The organism is Pantoea sp. Fr+CA_20 (assembly GCF_024520835.1).
In the GTDB taxonomy this organism is placed as follows: Bacteria; Pseudomonadota; Gammaproteobacteria; order Enterobacterales; family Enterobacteriaceae; genus Pantoea; species Pantoea allii.
This window is the reverse complement of record NZ_JALNPN010000023.1, coordinates 1-24,019: the sequence shown is the minus strand read 5'-3', so window position 1 is coordinate 24,019 and position 24,019 is coordinate 1. Positions and strand designations below refer to the sequence as shown.

General features: G+C 51.3%; 29 protein-coding genes. 12 read left to right on the top strand and 17 right to left on the bottom strand.

All coding sequences use genetic code 11. The features are described from left to right. The first annotated feature begins 390 nt into the window (after positions 1 to 390). Positions 391 to 549, top strand: a complete 159-nt coding sequence (locus NR177_RS20610; RefSeq protein ID WP_256853515.1) for a hypothetical protein — start codon at positions 391 to 393, stop codon at positions 547 to 549. 38 nt (positions 550 to 587) lie between these two features. On the opposite strand, the gene NR177_RS20605 is transcribed toward NR177_RS20610, so the two are convergent. Beyond that, complete coding sequence (locus NR177_RS20605) at positions 588 to 1,484, bottom strand: LysR substrate-binding domain-containing protein (protein WP_063879219.1); 897 nt, start codon at positions 1,482 to 1,484, stop codon at positions 588 to 590. Positions 1,485 to 1,859: 375 nt separating this feature from the next. Here NR177_RS20605 and NR177_RS20600 point away from each other — a divergent pair, with 375 nt between their 5' ends. From NR177_RS20600 to NR177_RS20590, 3 genes are read left to right on the top strand one after another with little or no spacing between them, the layout of a single operon-like run. Beyond that, positions 1,860 to 2,543 carry a nucleoside recognition domain-containing protein gene (locus NR177_RS20600; protein ID WP_063879221.1) on the top strand — a complete coding sequence of 228 codons (684 nt, stop codon included), beginning with the start codon at positions 1,860 to 1,862 and terminating at the stop codon, positions 2,541 to 2,543. Further along, positions 2,536 to 3,003 carry a YjiG family protein gene (locus NR177_RS20595; RefSeq protein WP_063879222.1) on the top strand — a complete coding sequence of 156 codons (468 nt, stop codon included), beginning with the start codon at positions 2,536 to 2,538 and terminating at the stop codon, positions 3,001 to 3,003. The genes NR177_RS20600 and NR177_RS20595 overlap by 8 nt, the downstream gene beginning before the upstream one ends. A 17-nt stretch (positions 3,004 to 3,020) precedes the next feature. Further along, positions 3,021 to 4,124: a M20 peptidase aminoacylase family protein gene (locus tag NR177_RS20590; protein ID WP_256853514.1), complete on the top strand. Its 1,104-nt coding sequence runs from the start codon at positions 3,021 to 3,023 to the stop codon at positions 4,122 to 4,124. A 304-nt stretch (positions 4,125 to 4,428) separates the two neighbouring features. Here the strand turns inward: NR177_RS20590 and NR177_RS20585 are convergent, their stop codons facing one another. The 8 genes from NR177_RS20585 to NR177_RS20550 all read right to left on the bottom strand — a co-directional run bounded on the left by NR177_RS20585 (position 4,429) and on the right by NR177_RS20550 (position 10,801). Continuing rightward, positions 4,429 to 4,611, bottom strand: a complete 183-nt coding sequence (locus NR177_RS20585) for a hypothetical protein (protein ID WP_256853513.1) — start codon at positions 4,609 to 4,611, stop codon at positions 4,429 to 4,431. Continuing rightward, positions 4,583 to 5,602, bottom strand: a complete 1,020-nt coding sequence (locus NR177_RS20580; protein ID WP_256853512.1) for a C45 family peptidase — start codon at positions 5,600 to 5,602, stop codon at positions 4,583 to 4,585. The genes NR177_RS20585 and NR177_RS20580 overlap by 29 nt, the downstream gene beginning before the upstream one ends. Before the next feature lie 21 nt (positions 5,603 to 5,623). Continuing rightward, positions 5,624 to 6,346: a glutamine ABC transporter ATP-binding protein GlnQ gene (glnQ, locus tag NR177_RS20575; RefSeq protein WP_256853533.1), complete on the bottom strand. Its 723-nt coding sequence runs from the start codon at positions 6,344 to 6,346 to the stop codon at positions 5,624 to 5,626. A gap of 2 nt (positions 6,347 to 6,348) precedes the next feature. Beyond that, positions 6,349 to 7,005 carry a glutamine ABC transporter permease GlnP gene (glnP, locus tag NR177_RS20570; protein ID WP_063879225.1) on the bottom strand — a complete coding sequence of 219 codons (657 nt, stop codon included), beginning with the start codon at positions 7,003 to 7,005 and terminating at the stop codon, positions 6,349 to 6,351. A gap of 50 nt (positions 7,006 to 7,055) precedes the next feature. Beyond that, complete coding sequence (gene glnH, locus NR177_RS20565) at positions 7,056 to 7,808, bottom strand: glutamine ABC transporter substrate-binding protein GlnH (protein WP_063879226.1); 753 nt, start codon at positions 7,806 to 7,808, stop codon at positions 7,056 to 7,058. A gap of 126 nt (positions 7,809 to 7,934) precedes the next feature. Beyond that, entirely contained in the window at positions 7,935 to 8,486 is a 552-nt protein-coding gene (locus NR177_RS20560) for a carboxymuconolactone decarboxylase family protein (protein ID WP_063879227.1), read from the bottom strand. Then, complete coding sequence (locus NR177_RS20555) at positions 8,486 to 9,814, bottom strand: aspartate aminotransferase family protein (protein WP_256853511.1); 1,329 nt, start codon at positions 9,812 to 9,814, stop codon at positions 8,486 to 8,488. Before NR177_RS20555 ends, NR177_RS20560 begins: the two co-directional genes overlap by 1 nt. A gap of 129 nt (positions 9,815 to 9,943) precedes the next feature. Then, positions 9,944 to 10,801 carry a MurR/RpiR family transcriptional regulator gene (locus tag NR177_RS20550; protein ID WP_218996096.1) on the bottom strand — a complete coding sequence of 286 codons (858 nt, stop codon included), beginning with the start codon at positions 10,799 to 10,801 and terminating at the stop codon, positions 9,944 to 9,946. Between the two features lie 1,239 nt (positions 10,802 to 12,040). On the opposite strand from NR177_RS20550, the gene NR177_RS20545 reads away from it, so the two are divergent. After that, complete coding sequence (locus tag NR177_RS20545; RefSeq protein WP_096012428.1) at positions 12,041 to 13,621, top strand: APC family permease; 1,581 nt, start codon at positions 12,041 to 12,043, stop codon at positions 13,619 to 13,621. A 70-nt stretch (positions 13,622 to 13,691) separates the two neighbouring features. Further along, a complete protein-coding gene (locus tag NR177_RS20540) occupies positions 13,692 to 13,859 on the top strand; it encodes a hypothetical protein (protein WP_218996094.1) in 168 nt (55 codons plus the stop codon). A 69-nt stretch (positions 13,860 to 13,928) separates the two neighbouring features. Here the strand turns inward: NR177_RS20540 and NR177_RS20535 are convergent, their stop codons facing one another. From NR177_RS20535 to NR177_RS20520, 4 genes are all read right to left on the bottom strand, one after another. Next, positions 13,929 to 14,177, bottom strand: coding sequence for a DUF2543 family protein (locus tag NR177_RS20535; RefSeq protein ID WP_063879232.1), 249 nt, complete (start codon positions 14,175 to 14,177; stop codon positions 13,929 to 13,931). Between the two features lie 278 nt (positions 14,178 to 14,455). After that, positions 14,456 to 14,890, bottom strand: a complete 435-nt coding sequence (locus NR177_RS20530) for a bifunctional diaminohydroxyphosphoribosylaminopyrimidine deaminase/5-amino-6-(5-phosphoribosylamino)uracil reductase RibD (protein ID WP_256853510.1) — start codon at positions 14,888 to 14,890, stop codon at positions 14,456 to 14,458. Between the two features lie 172 nt (positions 14,891 to 15,062). Continuing rightward, positions 15,063 to 15,458, bottom strand: a complete 396-nt coding sequence (locus NR177_RS20525) for a VOC family protein (protein WP_256853509.1) — start codon at positions 15,456 to 15,458, stop codon at positions 15,063 to 15,065. Positions 15,459 to 15,666: 208 nt separating this feature from the next. After that, positions 15,667 to 16,062: a hypothetical protein gene (locus NR177_RS20520; RefSeq protein WP_256853508.1), complete on the bottom strand. Its 396-nt coding sequence runs from the start codon at positions 16,060 to 16,062 to the stop codon at positions 15,667 to 15,669. A gap of 39 nt (positions 16,063 to 16,101) precedes the next feature. On the opposite strand from NR177_RS20520, the gene NR177_RS20515 reads away from it, so the two are divergent. The 4 genes from NR177_RS20515 (at position 16,102) to NR177_RS20500 (ending at position 19,363) form a co-directional block, all read left to right on the top strand. Continuing rightward, on the top strand, positions 16,102 to 16,392 hold the full coding sequence (locus NR177_RS20515; RefSeq protein ID WP_256853507.1) for an AraC family transcriptional regulator: 291 nt from the start codon (positions 16,102 to 16,104) through the stop codon (positions 16,390 to 16,392). 203 nt (positions 16,393 to 16,595) lie between these two features. Beyond that, a complete protein-coding gene (gene yajD, locus NR177_RS20510) occupies positions 16,596 to 16,943 on the top strand; it encodes an HNH nuclease YajD (RefSeq protein ID WP_063879236.1) in 348 nt (115 codons plus the stop codon). 379 nt (positions 16,944 to 17,322) lie between these two features. Next, positions 17,323 to 18,306 (top strand): DUF1852 domain-containing protein, encoded by a 984-nt coding sequence (locus NR177_RS20505; protein WP_063879237.1) that lies wholly within the window; start codon positions 17,323 to 17,325, stop codon positions 18,304 to 18,306. A 25-nt stretch (positions 18,307 to 18,331) separates the two neighbouring features. After that, positions 18,332 to 19,363 carry a methionine synthase gene (locus NR177_RS20500; RefSeq protein WP_096012433.1) on the top strand — a complete coding sequence of 344 codons (1,032 nt, stop codon included), beginning with the start codon at positions 18,332 to 18,334 and terminating at the stop codon, positions 19,361 to 19,363. 128 nt (positions 19,364 to 19,491) lie between these two features. Here the strand turns inward: NR177_RS20500 and NR177_RS20495 are convergent, their stop codons facing one another. Continuing rightward, positions 19,492 to 19,701, bottom strand: a complete 210-nt coding sequence (locus NR177_RS20495) for a DUF6434 domain-containing protein (protein ID WP_241536681.1) — start codon at positions 19,699 to 19,701, stop codon at positions 19,492 to 19,494. A gap of 39 nt (positions 19,702 to 19,740) precedes the next feature. Next, the gene (locus tag NR177_RS20490) at positions 19,741 to 20,634 is read right to left on the bottom strand and encodes a LysR substrate-binding domain-containing protein (protein ID WP_172897639.1); all 894 of its coding nucleotides are present in this window, start codon (positions 20,632 to 20,634) and stop codon (positions 19,741 to 19,743) included. 99 nt (positions 20,635 to 20,733) lie between these two features. On the opposite strand from NR177_RS20490, the gene NR177_RS20485 reads away from it, so the two are divergent. Continuing rightward, positions 20,734 to 21,465: a sulfite exporter TauE/SafE family protein gene (locus NR177_RS20485; protein ID WP_256853506.1), complete on the top strand. Its 732-nt coding sequence runs from the start codon at positions 20,734 to 20,736 to the stop codon at positions 21,463 to 21,465. A gap of 226 nt (positions 21,466 to 21,691) precedes the next feature. On the opposite strand, the gene NR177_RS20480 is transcribed toward NR177_RS20485, so the two are convergent. Next, positions 21,692 to 22,414: an SDR family oxidoreductase gene (locus tag NR177_RS20480; RefSeq protein ID WP_256853505.1), complete on the bottom strand. Its 723-nt coding sequence runs from the start codon at positions 22,412 to 22,414 to the stop codon at positions 21,692 to 21,694. A gap of 98 nt (positions 22,415 to 22,512) precedes the next feature. On the opposite strand from NR177_RS20480, the gene NR177_RS20475 reads away from it, so the two are divergent. Beyond that, on the top strand, positions 22,513 to 23,421 hold the full coding sequence (locus tag NR177_RS20475; protein ID WP_256853504.1) for a LysR family transcriptional regulator: 909 nt from the start codon (positions 22,513 to 22,515) through the stop codon (positions 23,419 to 23,421). A gap of 329 nt (positions 23,422 to 23,750) precedes the next feature. On the opposite strand, the gene NR177_RS20470 is transcribed toward NR177_RS20475, so the two are convergent. Beyond that, positions 23,751 to 24,019, bottom strand: a 269-nt coding sequence (locus NR177_RS20470) for an IS30 family transposase (RefSeq protein ID WP_256853503.1), incomplete at its 5' end; no start/stop codon positions are given.

Below are 24,019 nucleotides of genomic sequence, written 5' to 3'. Positions count from 1 at the left end.
CTTTACGTGGAGGAACTCTGCACTAGCGCTGTCCGGCCCGTTCAGTAAAGCACTGATGAGAATGGATTTCCCCGAATGAAATTTTGGGGCAGCGGCGTTTATTTTCTGGCTTTTCTAAATAGTTCTTTTTGGTAATGTTCAATTAAAAATGTCATTCCGGCACTAAACCAGTGGCCGATCCTCGCTCACCGCGACTCTAACCCTCTTAGCTGCCCCTCGCACAACTCTCCGTTAAACGCATTTTCAAAATGAGCGAGTCAGCCGCCGCTGTCGCGCAAGTCACAAAGGGGCCAGACCGTGTCATGTTGTGATGCCGATAATTTGATCTTCTGACTGATGTAAGCCCGTCATACTGATGCCGAAGCCTCGATTCATTAACAGGCTGAAATTATGCACACAGGCATTTTGCTCCACCTTCAGCAGAAAGTTGCCCGCCACCCGGTCTTTGTCAGGCCCGACGCTCACACCACTGGCGATGCCGTGCCTTGTGAGCGCATCTCTGTTACAGGCCAGGTTCAGGATTCACCCATCCCGCATGACGACATTTAAAAAATCACGCCGCTCAACGCTTACGGGAGTCGCTATTTTTATCTGTCACGAAACGCATTATGCAGAAGTCGCCACATATGATGGGCGGCTGGGGTAAAGCGCCTGTCCGAGTTCCGTAACAGGTGACACTGGGCGCTACTGGCGATCGGGTGGTCGAGCGGGACGGCGACAAGTGTCCCCTGACGAATGGGGTCGGCGGCGGCATAGGCAGTCATAAATGAGACACCGAGCCCCGCCTGGCTGAGGTTCATGGCAGTGGAGAACAGGTTGCATCGGTAGGCCGGGTGAAATTGCAAACCCTGGCTTTTGAACATGGCGTTCATGTGGCGCTGCAAGCCAAAGTTCTCCGTCAGAGCGATAAGCGGATGAGCGTTCAACTCTTCAATAGTGATGCTGGCGTGACCGGCGATAGGATGCTGTGGCGCGACCACGGCGCAAATCGGCCCCCACTGGAAACTGTGGCGCTTCAGTTCCGGTGTGCCAATCGGGCCAAAGGCGAGCGCCATATCGGCTTCGCCGCTGACGATATCGTTCATCATCTCCTGCATGCTGCCGACCACAATATCGACAAACACCATCGGGTAAGACTGGGCAAACTCGCGCATGACTCCTTCGATAAACGCGGTGATCAGTCCGCCGCCAATGCGCACCGAAAGCGTTCCGCCGCGCATATGGCGCAGATCTTTAAGCTGGCTCTCCAGCTTTTCGCGCCGCTGGCGGCTGGCAAAATAGTCCTCCGCCAGCAGCCGTCCCGCTTCGGTCAATACCACATTACGCCCGCGCCGTTCCAGCAAGGGAAGCTGTAGCGCACGTTCAAGTTGGGCGATCTGGCGGCTGACCACCGACGCGTTAACGCCAAGGATATCTGCCGCGCGGCGAATACCGCCTTGGTTACCCACTTCATACAGGTAACCCACCTGTTTATCCTGGAACATCTGCCGCATTCCCTCATTACTGTTGACCTGAGAGCAACAATAACATCACTTGATGGCTATTTATCAAGCCGTTTAAATAGTGATAATCAAATTAACCGCCAAATTTGGTGCGTCAGTAAAAAAGAAAAAGGAAATCAGTCTCACTGCACCAAAAGTGCGCCCAGAAAAGGGGAGAACGTATTTCATTGCGCTTTTACACACGCACAATGAAATAATTTTCCCGCTAATGCGCTTGAATTTCTCGCTATTTTTCGGGAAGGGGTTTTATTGCAAAAATCAGCCTGGTGAAAGGCGTTTATTTTACGGCTGGGCTATTCAGGCATGGATCCTGCTTAGTATCAGGACTTTTCCATTATACATGTTAAGAGAGATGATATGAGCGAATCAAAAACACTGAAGCAGCCAGAAAAAGAGGCAGCAGAGGAGTGGAAAGTGGGGCCTGGCGCGTGGATTTCACTGGTCATTGTGCTGCTGGTCTTTTCCGGTTTCTTTTTTAAAGTGGATGGCATGGCCTGGTTGGGCGCGTTCGATTTCACCACGCTTGGCGGCGCGTTCGGCACGATGAAGACGCCGGAAACCAACACCTTTATCGGCAGCGGCGGCCTGAGCGCCAAAGCCGGTTTTCTTTTTGCGCTCTCGCTGGTGCCAACGGTAATGCTGGCGCTCGGCCTGCTGGAAATATTCACCCATTACGGTGCGATCCGTGCGGCGCATAAATTGCTCACGCCGCTGTTAAAACCGCTGCTCGGCATTCCAGGTTACACCGGTCTGGCATTAATTACCGATCTGCAAAGTACCGATGCCGGTGCGGCATTAACGAAAGAACTCTATGACAGCGAAAAGATCACCCGCAAAGATGTGGTGATTATGGGGTCATGGCAGTATTCCGGGGCCGGGTTGATTAATAACTATTTTTCCATCGGATCGGCAATGTTCGCCTCCTTAACCATCCCGATCATTATTCCGCTGGTTTTAATGTTCGTCCTTAAATTCGTTGGCGCAGCCGTGGTTCGCCTGGCATTAAATACTGTTTATAAGCGAGATTTCGACAATGAGTAATCAAGCAAAAGTCTCCAGTAATCCGTTTGATATTTTCGTTATTGGCGCGCGCAAGGGTTTTCATATCGCCATTAACAATTTGATGCCGAATGTATTAATGGCCTATGTGATCGCCGAAATGCTCAATTTACTGGGCGTGATGCAGATTATTGGGCACGTTTGCGCACCGCTGATGGGGCTTTTCGGCCTGCCGGGCGAAGCGATCACCGTGCTGTTAACCGCCTGGCTCTCTTCCTCTGCCGGAACCGGCGTGGCAGTCAGCCTGCTGAGCAAAGGCCAACTTGATGTGGGGCAGATCACCATTCTCGCGCCCGCCATCTTTTTGATGGGGTCGCAACTCCAGTACATGGGACGCCTGCTGGGCGTGGCCGATGTGCCGAAGAAGTACTGGCCGTTACTGATGGCGGTCAGCATTCTCAATGCCGTAATCGCCATGCTGATTATGCGCGTTATTGCCTGAGCACTAAGGAGTAAGACGTGTCACGTACACTTGAGCACTTTAATTACCTGCACCAAATCCCGGAACTGGGGTTCGAAGAGTACAAAACATCCGCCTATATCGCGGACGTGCTGGCGGCGGCGGGCTACCAGGTTACGCGCGAGGTGAATAACACCACCGGTATTGTTGCCGTACTGGACAGCGGTAAGCCTGGTCCGACGCTGGCGCTGCGCGCCGATATGGATGCGCTGGGGCATATCATTGATGGTCAGCATGTGGCGCGCCACACCTGTGGGCACGACGGCCATTCCACGGTCGTATTGACTACCGCCCAGGAGGTGATGGCGGAGGGACTGGTGAAAAACGGCAAGCTGAAGTTTATCTTCCAGCCAGCCGAAGAGTTGGGCACCGGGGCAATTGCCCTTACCGAAGGCGGCGTGTTGGATGATGTCGATATGTTGCTCGGCTTCCACCTGCGTCCGCTGGAGGAGTGCCCGATGGGGCAGGCCGTGCCAGCGATGTACTACTCGGCGTCCGCCACCGTTGAAGTGATGTTCCATGGCAAAGCGGCCCATGCTGCGCGCCCGCACTTAGGCGTCAATGCGCTGGATGCCGCTGCCCATGCGGTGCAGGCGGTGAACGGCATTCATCTTGCACCGTCGCTGACATGGAGCGCGAAAGCGACGCGTTTTCTCTGCGATGCGGGCGTCACCAATTCGATCCCGGATAAAGCGCAGGTGTGCTGGGATCTACGTGCGGCAGAAAACGAAGCGATGGATGTCCTCAAGCCGCAGGTGCTGCGCGCAATTGAGAGCAGCGCCGCCGCGTATGGCGCGCGCGCAGACATCCGCGTTCTGAAAGAGATGCCCGCCGCCATTATCCATGACGAGGCAACCGAGGTGATCGCACGAGGTATTCGCCGTGTGTTTGGCGAAACCGGCCTCACAGCGCCGAAATCAACGCCGGGCAGTGAAGATTTCTTCCACTATTTGCGTCTTCGTCCGCAGATCAAAGGCGGCTTCTGGGGGCTGGGCGCTAACCTGACGCCCGGCCTGCATCATCCGGAGATGCATTTTGATCGCGACGCGCTCGCGCTTGGGGTGAAAGTGTTTAAAGCCTGCGTGCAGGATGTGCTTGGCTGATAATAGTGGGTTTTCAGCGCGACAGGCGCCTCGCGCTCGTCGGACATCGGTGTCGGAGAAGAGACAGACCTGACAATGTTGTCCCACGGCGTGCGGCCCTGACAAAAGCCGTGATTGTGGCCCTTTTTGGTCGGGAAGGCCGCTGACTGTGGCGCGATCGCCAATGCGCCTTTCTGACAGGCTCTGGCGGTGTGCGGAGAAGAGGTGACCAGCCACCGCGCCGAACAGGGGCGGCGCGGTGGCTCCGACTATCCCTGGCGTTAACGCTATCTGTCGCCGCCATCAGTTTCACTCCATCAGGCTTCTACTCACCTTGATGTTCAGCCTGCTGATGGCGCGAATACAGCGGCAACATTGATCCATCGACGTTGCTAAAAACGCTCAGTCGCCAGTGCCACACCTTGCCTGCCGTCAGACCTCGCATTACCTCGCGCTGCTGCCAGCCGGGGTGCAGCCTGTCATTCAATCCAGTACTGTCGCGCCGCATGGTGCCGATCCAGCGTAAAAACCTGCAAGGTCGTTTTCTCGTTATCCAGAATAAACACGGCCGTCGCAAGCGTGTTCTCTTCATCCGGATCATCGGGTGACAGACGATAAATGGGCAGGACAGCGTCATGTTGATCCGAGAGGATGGCTTTTGCCGCCGGGCCATCAAGGTGTGCCTGTGTCTCCAGCCATTCGTTTAAACGCTGCTGGCGTGAGCCGGAGCTCTCAGTAATCACCTGTTCAGTGGTAGCGAGTTTTGCATGAATCAGATGATTGGCATGGGCGAAGACATCGCGCAATGGTGTGACAGAACAGCCGGAACCGGTCGCTTCCACGCTAAACAGGCGGCTGTCGCCCCGTTGCCCTAAGGTATGGTGAAACGCACCCGCACGCGGTGCCGCCGTCAGGATAGTGATTGCCTCATCCAGGCTTGCCGCATTCAGCGCCGCACGTGCCAGTATCTGCCGGGGAAGGCCCTTCGGGCGATGCACCGCGCGAATGTTATTGACCGTGTTGACAATCCCTTTCTCATTCACGGCAAAGGTGTGGCCGCAAATCGAACCCGGATAGGCAAAGCTGGTGAATCTCAGGCCCTGTTCCGGGATGACGGTGACCATCGCACAGTCATCCCGTAGCTGCGGAAAACCGTCTTCGTTGTGGGCAATAATCCGTTCACCCTTCGCATTGGTTCCCGCCACCGTGGTACAGCCATCAGAGGTCGAGCGCACCAGATCGCCCCGGCAGTTCCATGCAAAGACCTCATCAACCGGAGCCTGTAAACCCTCTGCAAGGCCTTCCAGCTCCTGCCAGATAAGTGGGTACTGCTGCTGAACCAGCTGGCGCATAGCCTGTGTCTGTTCAGCGTCTTTCATCGCCGTGACGGTTTGCCATAGCGCCGTTAAGGTGAGTTTGCTGTGCCAGGCCTCACGGCCAAATTCACCGAGCTGTTGACCGATTGCAAAAGCGGAACCATGGACTGTGAGTGCTTTCATCGCGTTTTTATTCACTTCTGTTCAGGAGACATGCTGCAAAAATTCTTTAAGACGCGGGTTGCTACTGGCGTTGAGCAGCATATCAGGTGAGCCATCTTCGGCAATGGTGCCACTATCAATAAAGATCAAACGTGAGGCCACATCACGGGCAAAGCCAATCTCATGCGTGACAATGACCATGGTCATCCCTTCTTCGGCCAGAGAGCGCATGACTTTCAACACTTCATGGCGCAGTTCAGGGTCCAGTGCTGAGGTAGGTTCGTCAAACAGCATCATTTTCGGCTTCACGGCCAGCGCCCGGGCAATCGCCACGCGCTGCTGCTGACCACCTGAGAGTTCAGAAGGGTAGTGATCGGCGCGTTCGCGCAACCCGACACGATCCAGCAACGCCATCGCCTGTTCACGTGCTGCGGCTTTGCTCTGCTTACGCACGCGAATCGGTCCGAACATTACATTTTCCAGCGCCGTCAGATGCGGGAACAGATGAAACTGCTGAAACACCATCCCGGCTTCGCGGCGAATTTCGCACGCATCGGCATGGGGATCGGTAATGTGTTTTCCGGCGACCAGCAACGTCCCGGTGGAGATCTCCTCAAGCTTATTAATACAGCGCAGAAGCGTGGATTTTCCGGAACCTGAGGGGCCAATAATGACCACCACTTCACCGGTTTCAATCTTTAAATTGATATCGTGCAGGACCTGTGTCGTGCCAAAGTTTTTGGATACCGCGTTAAATTCAACGATGCTCATAGAATATGCATCCTTTTCTCCAGTTGCTTAAGCAGAAAACTCAGGCACAACGTGACGGCCAGATAAATCATCGCCACGGCGGTCCACACTTCAAGTGCACGGAAATTCCCGGCAATAATCTCCTGCCCCTGACGCGTTAACTCGGCCACGCCAATCACAATAAACAGCGACGTGTCTTTAATGCTGATGATCCATTGATTACCTAGCGCAGGGATCATACGGCGCAGCGCCAAAGGCATGATGACATGCCACAGCGTACTCCGTTGCGATAAGCCCATGGCCAGACTTGCTTCCTTGAAGCCTTTATTAATAGAGAGAATGGCACCGCGGGTGATTTCAGCAATATAAGCGCCCGAGTTGATCACAATCGTCACGATGGCTGCCGTGACCGGATCAATACGAATAGGCAACACCATGGGCAGCGCGAAATAAATAAACATCACCTGCACCATGATCGGGGTACCGCGAATAACTTCGACAAAAATCAGCGAAAGTGTTTTTGCTATTCGGCCACCCAAGGCACGGCAGGTGCCTGCCAGTAATCCAATAATAAAACCACCCAACAACCCCGACAGTGAAATAATCAGCGTCAGCTGTAATCCCTGCAAAAGAATCGGTAGCGATTCCCAAATATATTTACTTTCAAAGTTCATAATTCAACCCATGGAACGAAACGAGGCCGGCGTACACCGGCCTGGCGGGATTATTTCGGTTGTTTAGCAAACCATTTCACATAGATTTTGTTGTAGGTACCGTCAGCACGCAGTGCCTTAAGGGCCGCATTGATTTTGGGTGTCAGGCTGCTGTTTTTCTGCATGGCAAAGCCGTACTGCTGGGGCAGAATGCTGTCATTCTCGCCAACGGCTTTAATCTTGCCATCGCCTGCGGTTTTAACGTAGTAGAGGACATTCGGGGAGTCGTGCACGACAGCATCCAGGTTACCGGCCTGTAAATCGAGGTAGGCATTATCGATGTTGGGGAATTCAACATAGTCTGCCTTATATTTGCCTTTCATAAAGCTGGCGGCGGCAGTGCCTTGCTTCAGTCCGACTTTTTTGCCCACCAAATCGCTGAATTTGGTGATTGACGTGTTGCTGCTTTTTACTGCAATCAATAAATCAGCATTGTAGTAGCCATCACTAAAATCCACGACCTGCTTACGGGGTTCAGTAATGGTAATGCCCGCCATGGCAACATCCAGATTGCGGGATTGCAGGCCGGGAATTAATCCGCCAAAGTCCATCGGACGTAATTCATAGCTGACATTCATTTTTTTGGCGATGGCATTCCATAAATCAATATCGAAGCCAACGTATTTATCGCCTTGTTTAAATTCAAAAGGCACAAATGCCGTATCAACCCCGACCACTAATTTATCCTGCGCCGTCACAGCAAAGGTGGCGGAACAGGCCATCAGCGCGAATGCAACTTTTAACTTATTGAATAATCCAGACATAATAACCCTCAGCGTCAGTGTAATAGCGTGCAGTGAATGACACCCGATGGCGTGCATCGGGATATAAAAAAGGAAAAATTTAATTATTCAGGGCAGGTCAGGACGTGCCCTGATTTAATCCAAAGCTTACGCAGGAATAATGTGATCCCGTGAATCGGGCACCGGCGTCTGCGCGCCGTTCATGACCATGGAAAGAAAACTGTAATAACCGTTAATGCCAATCAGATCGACCACCCCTTTTTCGCCCCATAAACCGATGGCCTGCTGCCAGGTGGTCTCACTGACGTTTTGCTGCTGATGTAACTGCTGGCAGAAATCGTAAATGACCCACTCGTCCGGCTGTAAATCCGTGGGCTGACGTTTTTCATTGATGGCCTGCACGGCTGCCGCTGAAATCCCTTTTTCACGGGCTATCGGCGCATGAATCGCCCATTCCACGGGCTGCGACCAGTGCCGAGCCGTCATCAAAATCGCCAGCTCAGATAAGCGCTGTCCCAGCGCACTGCGGTAGCGGAGATATTCACCCATGCGTTGTGCGTGCGCCATCAGCTCCGGGCTGCGTAACAGCGGCTCAAAAGGGGGAAGCAGTGCGCCGCGCGGACCGTTAATGATCTCTTCAGCCAGTACGCGTTGCTCATCGTCCCACTCATCTGCTTTCAGCGGGGGTAAACGGTTCATCATAATCTGGCTGTCTCTTCACGAATGACGGTATTCAGCGTATCCACCACAAAATCAAGCTGGCCGGTCGTCACGATAAACGGCGGGGCGAGTAGAATATGGTCGCCATACTGGCCGTCCACCGTGCCGCCCATGGGATAGACCATTAATCCGCGTGCCATACAGTTTGCTTTGATGGCCGCATGGAGTTTCAGGCCCGGATCAAAAGGTGTTTTACCTGCTTTATCGGAGACCAGCTCAACACCGGCAAACAGACCGCGGCCGCGTGTATCGCCGACATGCGGTAACTCGCCCAGCACCTCACGCAGTGCGTTGTGCAGATAAGCACCTTGCTGTTTCACCGCGTCCAGCAAATTATCCCGCTCAATCACCTGCTGAACCGCCAGCGCTGCCGACGCGGCGGTGGCGTGACAGATATACGTATGACCGTGCTGGAACAGCCCGCTACCGGCCTTGATCGCTGACACAATTTTCTCACTCGCCAGCACGGCGCCAATGGGTTGATAACCGCCGCCCAGTCCTTTGGCGATGGTCACCAAATCGGGCACCACGTCATCCTGTTCAAAGGCATACAGCGTGCCGGTACGCCCCATGCCACACATCACTTCATCAGCGATATAGAGAATGCCGTATTTGTCACACAGGCGGCGCACGCCTTTCAGATAGCCAGGCGTTGGCGGCGTCGCGCCGGTCGTTGCGCCGACCACCGTTTCCGCACAAAAGCCGATTATGGTTTCCGGCCCTGCTTCTATGATGGCCTGCTCCAGCTCGGTGAGCAGGCGATCGGTATAGTGCTGTTGGGTTTCATCCGCAAGGCGATCGCGATACTCATTACAGGCGGAGACACGGATAACGTCGATAAGCAGCGGTGCAAACTGACGGCGACGCCATTCATTACCGCCCACGGCCAGCGCCCCCAGCGTGTTGCCATGATAGCTTTGCTTGCGGGCAATAAATTTCGTGCGTGAAGCCTGACCGATTTCAACAACGTACTGACGGGCCAGCTTGAGGGCTGTCTCCACGGCTTCTGAACCGCCAGAGACAAAATAGGCATAATTAAGATCGCCCGGCGCGTTTCGCGTCAGGTGATCGGCAAGGTGTTCCACCGTGTCGCTGGTGAAAAAACTGGTATGCGCGTAAGCCAACTGATCGATCTGGCGATGCATCGCGGCCAGGACATCGGGATGTGCGTGTCCTAAACAGGAAACGGCAGCACCGCCGCAGGCGTCCAGATACTGTTTACCGCTTGTATCATAGAGGTACGCGCCTTGTGCGCGCGCTGCCACGGCGGGCGTGCTACGCAAACTACGGTGGATGATGTGGCTCATGCTGGACCCTGCTCCTGAATACGCTGTATACACTCTGCGCATCTTGCAGGATTCATTTGAATCAGGTCAATGAAATTATGATTCAAATGTATTCTGTTTTCTTATGACCGATCCATTTGTCTCTTTCTGTCAGGTTTTACCCTGTACCACATAGGCACCCGATTCAATTAAATAGCGTTCAGCATTTTCAATTTTATTCACCGCATCACGGCCGTGGCGCGCGACCAGCATGGCAAGTAAGCACTCTGCCAGCCCCATGCCAGAAACAACGGAAGGGAAAAAGGACGGGCTGTCGATGGAAAACAACATTTTACAGTCGGCGGCCTGGGCCAGGGGCGAAACCAGAGAATCGGTAATCGCCACGATCTTCGCGCCCGCCTGTTGTGCGGCACGCAATACCGCCAGCGATTCACGCGAGTAGGGAGCAAAGCTGATGAGCAACACACAATCCCGAGAGGTGAATTCCCGGGTAAAGACTTCGATATTACTCGCCAGACCATCAATCAATGACACCTTGCGATGAAACAGCCGGTAGACGTAGAACAGCGACCAGGCAATGGGGAAACTGGCGCGGAAACCGCAGACGTAGACATTCTCAGCCGCATCCAGTAAGGACACGGACTGTTCCATCATCGGACGGTTTTGGTTATAGGTGAATTCCAGATTGGCCTGGTGAGCCTGAAACATCTCGCTGTAGAGCTGAGACTGCGGACCCGACGCGACGAGCTTTTCCGCTTTGGATACATATGTATCATTGCGTAGCCCAATATCATCGATGAAAGCATCTTTAAGTTCACCCCAGCCGCTGTAACCCAGTCGCTTTGCCAGACGTAGCAGGGTGGCAGGTTTGACCCCAGCCTGCAGGGCAAAGGTGCGCATCGATTGCACAACCAGTTGATTGGTATTCTGCAGTGAGTATTCCGCAGCACGCTGCAGTTCAGCAGACAACGCATTGAACTCGCTGAGAATGGTTTCCCTTGGATTCATAGTCACGTTTCACAGGCTTTAAAGTTCTGGTATCTAAACACATTTGTTAACGAGACTCTATACACGGGAAAATCCCCCGTAATGCCTTCGCCTGATAACTGACGGCGGGCTAATCGCAGCGCAGTACAGGTTTTATTAGCGTTCTTACGGCGTATTTGATCACGCCAGGGTGTTCAGGGGCGGGCTGTTACCGTTCTGCCCTTGCTACGTTTTTAAGCTGGTCATCACGGGGTCAGGGAAAACAGGTTATTAACGCTGACATCATCGCCGACAGGCTATCTGGATGAAACGGCTCTCGCGTTTCTGTATCGCCTGTAATGCGACTGCTTGCTGAACATGACGCGTTATTTGAAAAGGGCGAAATGGGGCGAATAATCGGCTAATCAACATATTCGCATTGGTATGATTGAAAGTCGTAAACACCCTGACTGCATCTGTGAGGTAATTGAGCAGTTAAACACAATGCTCAAAGGAAAGTTTATATCTGCACCTTTTAAGGCGCACGATGATAAAAGGTTTGATGGCTTTCATAACCCTCAGAAACAGGCACCTCAATCGACAGCATGGGTGCCAAAGAAATCGATATTCTCATGATTCTTTTCCTGAAAATGACGGATTGATATCCATAACCCTCTCCGTGGCTTTAATGATTTTCAGAAATTAACGCGTTAATAAGCCTGAAAATAGTATCAGGTGTAATATGGACAGCGGCGGCCATATCCGCCCTGGCCGCTGTTCTCATTTAACCCTGAACGTGTCCGCCATCACCTGTAGCGCCTGAGCGTGCAGCCTGTGAGCAGCGATAGTGGAGGGTGAAAGCCACGCGCGTTTTTTTGCATAATGTCATCTATCGGATCTTTGACGAGGCAGACCCACGAAATGCCGGTATCTGTTCAGAGGATGACAGTATTACCGCGTTTTTTTGCTACGGTTTTGACAGCGGCTTGGCCCAAATATATGTCACAACTTTTGCACTGGTGACGAAATGTTTCAAATAGCGTCGCGTTGTATTTTCTGGATCATTGCAGTGCGCATTGCACCCTGATCTCATGCTTAATATCGCTATAAATGTCGACGGATATTTTTATTTCTGTTTAAACGCCTTCCTGAAACCCTTATCTGTCAGGTTCTGTGATCCAGAATGTTTCTTACATAAACAGTTACGACAGTAAAATAGTGCTGGCACACAATATGCTTTATTCCCACGTACAACATCTAATAATCAGATAAGGGCATATCATGGCATCTACAGGTCTCAAAAAGAAATTAGGGTTGGTCGATCTGTCATTACTTGGCATCGGCTCAATGATCGGTTCGGGCTGGTTATATGCCGCGCTTAACAGCTCTGGTTATGCGGGCAGCCATACCGGCTGGGCATGGGTGCTGGGCGCCGTGATCGTGCTGATGATTGGCCTGGTTTACGCCGAGCTGTCCTCGGCACTGCCACGCGCAGGCGGTTTTGTTCGCTATCCCAATTATTCCCACGGCAACATCGTCGGCTTCGTGATTGGTGTCAGTTCTCTGCTGGCTTATACCAGCACTGCCGGCGTCGAAGTGGAGGCCGTGCGTCAGTATGCAATCTATTGGTGGCCCGCGCTGGGGCACACGGACGGCAGCCCTACGGGGTTAGGGTTTGTTGTACAGATTGGGCTGCTGGTGGTGTTTTTCCTGCTTAACTACTGGAGCGTCAGCTTCTTTGGTCGCGTGAATACCATTGTCACCACCTTCAAATTTATCGTGCCGTTGCTGACTATCATCACGCTCCTGCTTTACTTCCATGCGCCGAACCTTGATGTGCCACCGTCACCACCTGGCGGTGCACATGGTGTTTTCAGCTCGCTGACGGGGGCAGGGATTGTCTTTGCCTACCTCGGCTTTCGTCAGGCTGTGGATTTTGCCAGTGAAGCCAAAGATCCACAGCGCAACGTGCCTCTGGCAATTGGTATTGCCATTGCTGTCAGCTTCGTGATTTACCTGGCCCTGCAATATGCCTTTATGGGGGCAGTACCGGCCGATTTACTGTCACAACATGGCTGGGCAGGGCTGAAGGAGGTATTCCAGTCTCCCTATGCCGACCTGGCGCGCAGCCTGGGGCTGACCTGGCTGATTAACCTGATTCTCATCGATGCGGTGATTTCGCCTGCCGGGACCGGCAACATCTATCTGGCAGGAGCCGCACGCGTGCTGTTTGCCTGGGCGCGTAACGGTCATCTGTTCAAAGTGTTTGGTGAAGTGGATGCAAAATCTGGCGTACCTCGTGGCGCGTTGTGGCTATCGCTGGTGCTGGCCATTGCCTGGACGCTGCCCTCTGAGTTTCAGGTCTGGGGCGGATTAATTGGCGCAGTAACCTCGGCAACGGTCTTTACCTACATGCCCGGCCCGATAACCCTTGGCGCGTTCCGTAATCACCTGCCCGATATGCAGCGTCCGTTCCGTCTGCCTGTCGCGGCGTTTCTCAGTCCGCTGGCGTTTGTAGCCAGTACGCTTTTGATTTACTGGAGCGGCTGGTCCGTGAATGAGATCCTCATTCCGATTCTGATTGTTGCCTGGGTCGCTTATGCGATTTTTGGTAAAAAGAACAGCCAGTTCAGTCAGGATTTACGGTGCGCATGGTGGCTGCTGGCTTATTACATCGCGGTAATGGTGATTTCTATGCTCGGTACCTACGGCGGAAGCGGGGCGATTGGTGCACCCTTAGATATGATCCTCATCATTGTCGCGTCTCTGGTCTGCTACTTTTGGGGCGTTAAAGCCAGCCTGTCGAAACCTAACATTACTGATGAGGACGATGAGTCCGCATCCTTTGGCAAACACGCATAATAACGTTTATCGCCTGCACCTGTGCCCTGGCACAGGTGCTTTCCCGCACGCCAGGAAACCGCATTAGCGCGTGTCGGCACTTGCCGGGCATGGCGCAGTCCTGTTTGGCAGAAAGAAGGCGAATAACGTGGTGTACATGCAGAGGGCGCATTATCGCTATGATCAAAATACCTGCGCATCAACCCGGTTAGCGATGGGGGATTCCACGAGTGACGATATTGGGGATGAGCTGGTGTAAGGAAGCAGACTGGACAGGCCACGGATAGGCAAAAATGATGCACGGCTTAGCGCGCATCATGTATCGAAATTAGTCCTCGTTGCCCCACTGATTCAGGAAGGTCGCTATCTCATCAATGCGCTGTTCATTAATGCCCGCTTCAACGGCCATCTCTTTCTGCGCGTCTTCGCTGATTTCTTCATTATTCATTAAACGGCCAATCAGCAACTGGAAATAGTGCGCCAGCGCGTCACGTTCCGATTCGCTTACCGGCGTTTCCGTTTCCGACGAATACTCATCGGCAATGTCATAATATTTCAGTGAGACTTCATTGTTCATATCTTGCCCTCAGGGTGACGACCTGTATTTTTTGACTGAATCGAATGGGGTAATCATATCATTCATATAGCGATTTTTCTGCCAGTTAGCGCTGTTGGGGCGGAAAAGTCAGTAGCACATGGGCATGAGCTTGTTTACATATGTGTGGCCAGGCACGGAAAAGGGGGGAAGCGCTGGATCAAGCGTGATGGGCGTGGTTATTGAAAAGGTCGATTGCTACTGAGAAGGCAGTACTGTCCAGGTCAACCAGACAGTGCGCCACCACAAAGTGGTGTTTATCATGAAGACTTATCCAGATAGGGGAAAAGAAACGTCTCGACCGCCTGTTTTCCGATACCTGATGTAAGGCTGATACCCGCATTTTTTAAAATATTGAGTCCCGCGCCTCTGTTTTTAGGGTGCGGATCTTCCATGGCAATATAAATGTGCCCCGGCTTTAGCTCTGCAAGCATTAAAGCACAAGAGGGCGTTCTGCCCTGAAAAGAGCAGGGTTCAAGAGTGACATATACTTCGCATTCGCTAATGGGGAATGTAAGCTTTGTGAGCGCATCGATTTCGGCATGGTGGTGGCCTGGTGGATGTGTAAAACCCTTAGCAACGACAACGCCGTTATGAACAATAACGCAGCCGACAGGGGGATTAGGTCTGCATTCTGGCAATGCCCGGCGGGAATATTCAAGCGCCAACATCATGAATTTGAGCTTTTCATCCATATGATTTTATCTGCTGAATGTCTGGGATCTGAAACCAGCAATCTTTAAGGCTACTGTTATTAATGTCCAGCCATTTCGTTGACTCACCAACCGCGCTTAGTTCGGATAAGTGAGTCATTATTATTAATTTCTGACCCTGTGTTTTATGTTTAACAGGCAAACAGTTTGGATTTTATTTGTTCTGGTAAAGATCCCAACGGTTGCCATAAATATCTTCAAATACCACCACGGTGCCGTACTCTTCTTCGCGTGGTTCCTCACAGAACGTCACACCTTTGGCTTTCATGGCATTGTAGTCGTGCCAAAAATCGCTGCTCTGCAGGAACAGAAAAACGCGGCCACCGCACTGATTACCAATAGCGCTCTCCTGGCGCTTATTGGAAGCTCGGGCCAGAAGAAGATTGCAATCGCTTTCCGTATTGGGCGTGACGACTACCCAGCGTTTACCCGGCTGCGGTGTGTCTTCCACAAGCGTAAAGCCCAGCTTGTCAGTGTAATAGTCAATGGCGCGATCGTAGTCATCAACCACAATGGCGACATAACCCAGGCACCGTTTTTGGGTTCTCATTTTTTGCTCCGTCAGATTTCAGGTGAAGTTGCCCGATAAAGACATTTACCATAAACAGCCCCCTTTTTCTGTTGGGAGGGTTTCACTCTGTTGAGGCCGAGTTAAACAAAACCCCAAAGTCCAGCTCACCCTGACAGCGATAACCGCTACTGCATAACCCGCACACGCGCTTTTACAGATGACAGTCTTGTCAGGCTTTCGGGGGTAATCATCGGCTCGACGTTTCACCCAGACTGACAGGGATATGGTAAAAGCCAGAGAAGGCAGGCTCGTCCAGCGCAGGGTCTTGATATTCTGCCAGGGTGAGCAGGTCATATTCATCTCGTCGCACCTCAGCCCTTGCAGGTAGAATTGACTGATATATCCTGGCCTGCATTTCCATCAGTTGCATGACCTGGCCTTCAAAAGGGAACGTCAGAAAAAGCCCGTCTGTAGGCACACTGAAGGGGAAAGGATCGCATCCTGCCGCTGAATGCTTGCTGCACGAAAAGGTCTGCGTAATCACGACATATTGTGGACGTGCGGCGGGCAATTTTTTGAGCCGTCGCTGCGCCAGCGGCTGGCGGACCTTGATAAAACGGCGAGTATGGCTTAAAGGGTACATTGCATCTTGCTGGAGAGTCTGCCTGCTGGCGAAACCTCAATGCAGACGGTCTGTCGCAAGCTGGCAGTCAGCTCCCGGACGCTGCAGCGCAAACTGCAGAATGAAGGCACCTCGTTTCAGCAGATCCTCGACAAGGTAAGGCAATCTCTCGCGATACATTATCTGCGCAGTACTGCTATGTCGGGTGCGGAAATTTCGTTCCTGCTCGGTTTTGAAGACGCCAACTCCTTTGCCAGAGCGTTTCACGCCTGGACAGGAAAAACACCCCAGGCCGTGCGAACGGCTGATTCGACCGAGGTTATGCCGCCTGCGGAAGATGAAAAAGATTAACGTGGGTGCTTTTTGCCGGTGAAGCGGCAAAGCGGATATGGCGGGCCATACAGAAGGCCGTTTCTTTCTTCAGAAAGATATTTTACCCGTTCTGGCAGACTTACATCGCCAGACGGCCCCAGATCCCGTTAAAGTAGTCCGGCAGGCAGGTCAGCCTGCTTTATCACAAGTGAAAATATCTCATCATACAGGTAACGTCGGTCATGGCTTTGATCCCCAAAAACTATACGCGTCTGGAAAGTGGCTACCGTGAGAAAGCGTTAAAAATCTATCCGTGGGTCTGTGGGCGTTGCTCGCGGGAGTTTGTGTATTCGAACCTGCGTGAATTAACGGTTCACCACATCGATCACGACCACACCAATAATCCGGAAGACGGCAGTAACTGGGAGTTACTGTGCCTGTACTGCCACGACCACGAACACTCGAAATATACGGAAGCCGATCAGTACGGCACCTCCGTTGTGGCGGGCGAGGATGCGCAGGACGATGTGGGTGCAGCCACCTACAATCCTTTTGCTGATTTAAAGTCGATGCTTACCAAAAAGAAATAACGCTGGGTATATCCTCTTTTGGCAGATTTCGGCCCGTCGTTATCAGCGAAAAGCGCAAGGCGCGGAAACCTGTCTCACGCTGTGAGCGGGGCAGGCGGCGAGCCTTTATTGCCTCTTTTTCATGCAGGGCATTGTTGCCCGCTTTGCCCCGGTCGCTCTGCTGGTAAAGCGGCGCGTACAGCAACGGCAGGACGACATGAAGAAGGCTCATGTTGATGTGAAATTAAGTCGCTTTCACTCATGCCATGACTCTGGCATAAAATATGCTTATTGATTACCGACGCGTTGAAGACTGCCGAACACGCAAGCCACAAGACAAAAGCAGGCCGTTCTGGCGAACAATGCAGTTTTCACATCAGAATTCAGGATCTAAAACACGATGAATAACAACTTCACATTTACGATTAAGAGCAGTGTTTTTGATGAGAATTACAACCCATCAGAAAATACGCGCATCACCACCAACTTTGCTAACCTGGCCCGTGGTAAGAACCGTCAGGATAACCTGCACAACGCCCTGGTGATGATTGATAATCGTTTCAATTCCCTGGCGCATTGGGACAACCCAAAAGGGGACCGTTATTCTGTCGAGCTTGAGATCATTTCTGTTGAAATGAATATCAATGTCGAAAATAATCGTGATGCCTTCCCGGTAATCGAAATATTAAAAACCAATATTGTCGATAAAAAAACCGATGAGCGCATTGAAGGTATTGTCGGAAATAACTTCTCCTCTTATGTGCGCGATTACGACTTCAGCGTATTGCTGTCAGAGCATAACAAAAATAATCCCGTGTTTAACATCCCGGATAACTTTGGTGAGCTGCATGGCAATATCTTTAAATCCTTCATAAAATCAGAAGCGTACAAAGCGAATTTTAGCAAAACACCGGTGATTTGCCTGAGCGTTTCAAGCAAAAACACCTATGTGCGCACCGGCAACCGTCATCCGGTACTGGGCATTGAATACCAGCAGGATGAATATTCACTGACCGATAAATATTTCAGCAAGATGGGCCTGCATGCACGTTACTTTATGCCTGAAAACAGCGTTGCACCTTTAGCGTTTTATTTTACGGGTGATTTGCTGCGTGATTACAGCAATCTTGAACTCATCAGTACCATCAGCACGATGGAAACGTTCCAGAAGATTTATCGTCCTGAGATTTATAATGCAAATTCTCCGGCAGGTATCGAATATCAACCGAGCCTGAGCCATCGGGATTTTTCATTAACGCAAATTGTTTACGACCGAGAAGAACGTAGCCATCTGGCTATTGAACAAGGGAAGTTTACTGAGAAGAACTTCATCAAACCCTACAAACATGTTCTTGAGCAATGGTCTGCTAATTACGTTCTTTGATTAACTCAGTATAAGGTTATCTGTTATGAAAATTTTGTTACCGACTTCGACGGCGGGAAGCCTGCCTAAACCGTCATGGCTTGCGCAACCTGAGACGCTGTGGTCGCCCTGGAAACTGGAAAATGAAGAACTCATCGATGGCAAAAAAGACGCGCTGCGTTTGATTCTTGACGATCAGGATCGCGCAGGTATCGATATCGTCAGTGATGGCGAGCAAACGCGCCAACACTTCGTGACCACGTTTATTGAACACCTCAGCGGTGTGGATTTTGAAAAACGCGAGATCGTTAAAATCCGTAATCGCTATGATGCCAGCGTTCCAACCGTTGTCGGTGAGGTGGCGCGCCAGAAGCCGGTATTTGTTGAAGACGCCAAATTTTTACGTCAGCTAACCAATAAACAGATCAAATGGGCGCTGCCGGGTCCGATGACCATGATCGACACCCTGTATGACAGCCATTACAAAAGCCGCGAAAAACTGGCCTGGGAATTTGCCAAAATTCTCAACCAGGAAGCCAAAGAACTTGAGGCGGCGGGTGTCGATATTATCCAGTTCGATGAGCCGGCATTTAACGTGTTTTTCGATGAGGTGAATGACTGGGGCATTGCCGCGCTGGAAAGAGCGGTTGAAGGTCTTAAGTGCGAAACCGCTGTGCACATTTGCTACGGCTACGGCATCAAAGCCAACACCGACTGGAAAAAGACGCTGGGAACCGAGTGGCGTCAATATGAAGAAGTGTTCCCTAAACTGCAGAAGTCGAACATCGATATCATTTCGCTGGAATGCCAAAACTCTCGCGTTCCAATGGATCTTATCGAACTCATTCGCGGTAAAAAGGTGATGGTCGGTGCCATCGACGTGGCAACCAATGCTATCGAAACGCCAGAAGAAGTGGCTGATACGCTGCGTAAAGCCCTTCAGTTCGTGGATGCCGATAAGCTTTATCCGTCGACCAACTGCGGCATGACGCCTTTATCCCGCCAGGTTGCCCGGGGCAAGCTGAGTGCCTTAAGTGCCGGTGCTGAAATCGTCCGCAAAGAACTGCTGTCTAAATAATCGCGTCAGTCGTCGGTTAGGTAAAAGCACATCAACGGAGACCTGATCGGTGATCGGGTCTTTTTTTTACTCACCGGGCGAGGTTGTGCCTCCTCAGCGGCAGGCTTCGTAAAGGCGTAAAGTCCAGGCTAGTGGCCTTTCCTGCGCTTCCACTCATCCACAACATCTCCCAGATTTTTGGCAATGTCATTGCGTATCCACGCCATAAACTCCCGATCAAACCGGAATGTCTCCCCGCATTGCGCAACCATAAAACGACGCACGTTTTGCGTGTTCTTATAGTTTTTATCAACCATCGTCATGCGAGTCAGTTCCGCGCTGTGCCAGTCAATGCTCATTCGCTTGCCTCATGTAAAACGGGGTGAAAGAGTGATGCGTTACTTTGATGCTTCCTGTTCAAGCCATTCCAGAAACAGATTTAGTGCTGATGACTTGTCAACATCGGGAGCGATTAGCGCCACGTATTTGCTTCCTTTAACGCCAACCGGAAAGGGAGCCAGAAGCCTTTTCTCTTTTACGACATGCCTAAGTGTGGGCAATCCACCGATACCGACGCCAACACCATCAATGACCGCCTGAAGACTAATATAATTGTGTTCAAAGCGCTGAAATCGCTGTGGGCGCAACGCGTCGATTCTGGCTGCTTTCATCCATCTTTCCCATTCGCCCACTCGCGTATTGGATGTGACGAACACATGTTTGGAAAGGTCTTCAGGTTCCGCTAAAGGCTGTCTGGACAAAAGCGTCGGGGCAGCAAGTAAAGTGAGTTGTTCTTCGAACAAAGGTCGCTTGTCAAAATAACGCCATTCTGACTTATCCAGTGGATCTCGTCGAATCAAAACATCAAACCCAGACAGGCCTTTTATCTCCGCGCTGTTGGATATGGACACCGAGACTTCCACGTCAGGATTTCGGCGATGGAATTCCGGTAAGCGAGGTATCAGCCAGTGCATCGCCAGAGTTGTTTGGGCGTTTACTCTTATGACGCGTGTATTTTGTGTTTTTCCGAAGCGAATTGAAGCATCACTGATAATGTCGAAAGCGGCACTGATTTCGGCTGCAAATGCACGGGCATGTTCGGCCGCAACACTGCGTTGCCCTTGCCGTTCAAATAAGGGTTGCCCTAACCACTCTTCAAGCAATTTGATTTGGCGGCTGACGGCACCGTGGGTGATCCCTAATTCCTCCGCGGCGGCACTCAGACTGCTTGCGTGTGCTGCCGTCTCGAACAGCCTCAAAGCATTTAACGGCGGTAGGTTTCGTTTTTTCATCTGTGACTTTTAGTCTCATCAACGGACAGTATTAATCGATATTATGATCTAAACACACACAGTAGGATGCATGTTTCGAAGTCAAAAATCAGGAAAGTCATGGCAATCTATCTGTGTGTAGCCTTAATTGCGATACTCGCCGGAGTGGTGAGTGGGATAGTCGGTACAGGCTCTTCTTTGCTTTTACTGCCTGTCATGGTCAGCGCCTTCGGGCCTAAATTAGCCATACCGATAATGGCCATCGCCGCTATTCTGGGCAACCTCTCTCGTATTGTTGCCTGGTGGAAAGAGATAGATTGGCGCGCAACGTTGGCTTATGCACTGCCGGGCGTGCCAGCAGCCTCGTTGGGTGCTCATGTCCTGCTCGCTTTGCCCACATGGACGATAGACGGTGCTTTAGGCATTTTTTTCTGGGTTATGATCCTGATGCGAAGGCATGTGAAAAATAACCGATGGAGATTATCGATAAAGCAGTTGGGGTTTTGTGGTGGAACAGTCGGTTTCCTGACCGGTCTGGTGCTATCAACAGGCCCGGTGAGCGTACCGATTTTTACGGCATATGGGTTGAGTGGTGGGGCGTTTATTGGCACCGAAGCAGCAAGTGCACTTCTTCTGTACATGAGTAAAGTCAGTACCTTTTCGTTCCAGGGGGCGCTTTCATTACACATTGCCCTTATGGGACTCTTCGTCGGTGGCGGCATTATGCTCGGAACCCTCAGCAGTAAAGCTTTGGTACGAAGATTCACGGTGACACATTTTTCATTCCTGATAGACGTTATGCTGTTGATTGCCGGGGCAGGGTTTTTATACAGCGCCTGGCAGGTAAAATAATTCTACTGCAGATGGACAAGGCTGATGCTTTCACTACAGCCAATCAGATTGGCGTTTCTCGCCGCCAGGATTTTATCAGGTGGTTGCGCCATAACGGTGAAGGGTAAGCCATGCTGGTAACGTCCGCTTATGGCGCAAAGCGGACTGATGTCAGGTTAATGTCTGCTATGCGCGAAAAGCGGAATTTAGTCGTTGCTTCAAGTGACCATGAAGCCATGCCGAAACGCTAGTTTGCAGACGCTGTAGGTCTTATGGTTATTTCAGATGTATTAACGGTTTCAGGCGCCTCAATGACATGCTTTACAGCATGGGCAATGTCAGCGGGTTTAAGTGCGACAGAACGGTAGGCATCCATCAGCGCCATGGTTTCCTCATGGGTAATTGTTGACGCGAGTTCACTTTCTACAACGCCGGGATTTAAGCAGGTTACACGTATGTTAGGACTTTCCTGTCGTAACCCTTCAGAAATAGCCCGCACCGCAAACTTGGATGCACAATAGACGGCAGCTGTTGGTACGACAGAAAAGGCACCAATAGAGCCGATATTAATTATCTGACCCGATTTCTGTGCTTCCATTACGGGTAGCACAGCGCCAATACCCCAAAGCACGCCCTTAATATTAACGTCTATTGTTCGTTCCCATTCATCCTGATTGCCAGCGGCAAGGGGTGAAAGCGGCATAATGCCTGCATTGTTAATAAGGACATCAATACGGCCCCAGTTGTCCAGTGCTGTCTGGACGAAGTCAGACATGGATTGTCGATCGGTAACATCCAAAGCCCGCGCATCAGCAATACCGCCCGCGCTGCAAATGTCTGCTGCAATGGCATCGATACGTTCCACTCTACGTGCTCCCAGTAATACCTTCGCACCTGCAGTTCCAAGTTCTCTGGCAATACCTTCCCCGATGCCACTTGATGCACCAGTGATTAATATAACTTTGTCCATGATGTTCTCCTGTCATTGATTTCGGAGAGAGAATAGAACTTTACGATAAGTTGCAGTATCCTGCTTTCACTGGACTCAGTGGTTAGCAGTACTAAACAATGAAAATTGATCTCAATCTTTTACCTGTTTTTATTGCGGTTGCAGAAGAGCATAATTTTAGTAAAGCTGCAGCACGGCTGGGCGTGACCCGTTCGGCGGTCAGTCAGGGAATAAGAAGGCTCGAGGATGCTTTCGGCACAATGCTTGTCATGCGGACGACTCGCTCGGTTCATCTGACGGAAGCGGGAGAACAGTTGCGTGTATCTCTTTCATTGCCTTTAACCAGTCTCGAAGCTGCATTCGACAATATTGCTCCTGACAGTAAGCCAAGAGGACTTCTCAGAATCGCGGTGACCTCGATAGCGGAAGAATTTCTTTCAGGCCCGTTAATCGCTTCCTTCGCGGCAGCTAACACCAGTGTGAAGCTTGATATTGTTGTCACTGATAAAGAGTTTGATATTGTGGCTGCAGGCTACGATGCGGGTGTCAGGCTCGGAGAAGTGATTGAAAAAGACATGATTGCTGTTCCGCTTACGGGTGATCAACGTGAAATGGTGGTTGCTTCCCCTTCCTATCTTGCAGCCAATAGTCGCCCTTGTCATCCTCGTGAGCTGGTTCATCATCAGTGTATCGGCTGGCGCTCATCCCCGGATGTTGAGCCCTATCGCTGGCCATTTGAAGAAAACGGGAGAGCCTTCGATCTGGCGATTGAACCGCATATTACGACTAATGACCTGCGTCTGATGTTAAGACTGGCTCTGGCTGGTGGCGGCATCACTATGGCTACTCAAGAAACATTCAGGCCATATATAAAAGGCGGTCAGCTTGTGTCAGTGCTTGATGAGTATCTTCCACAATTTCCAGGCTTCTATCTGTATTTTCCCCAGCGCCGCAATATTGCGCCAAAGCTCCGTGCTCTGATTGACCATATCAAAGAATGGCGGCAGACGTTTACTTGCCCCCTCTGATTGGTTCATTTCCATTTTTGAATCAGTGAGTTAGTTCATGGTAAAGGCTAAGATTAGCGCATGCAGATGCTGCGGACTTGTCCAGTATTACGTGATAAAGCATATTTTCTTCACGGCTCCATGCACCGTTGCAAGCTGTCCTGTTGTCCTGCTTAACTTCCTCTATATAACGCCCATGTCCTGCCACCTTATTTCTACAAACTCCTCTGATAGATGAACTCAGGGTCAATTCAGACTGCGGATTTTGGAAACAAACGCTTAAATCCCAGTAGTTACCATGACGGTGGGTTCGCCAGTTATGTCTGCTAAGTCCGCTTCTGGCTGTGAGTTCAACCGATGGATGCAACACACTGGCTAAACCGCTCTGCGGGTGATTCATAGTCTAGCGTTTTTCTCGGCCTTTCATTGAGCTGTCTGGCAACACTGTTTAGTCTTTGCTGGCTGTGAACCGATAAGTCAGTCCCTTTTGGAAAATATTGTCTGAGCAATCTGTTCGTATTTTCATTTGAGCCACGTTGCCAGGGCGATTGTGGATCACAGAAATAAATCTGAATGTCTGTCGCTACAGTAAATCGGGTGTGGCTGGTCATTTCAGCCC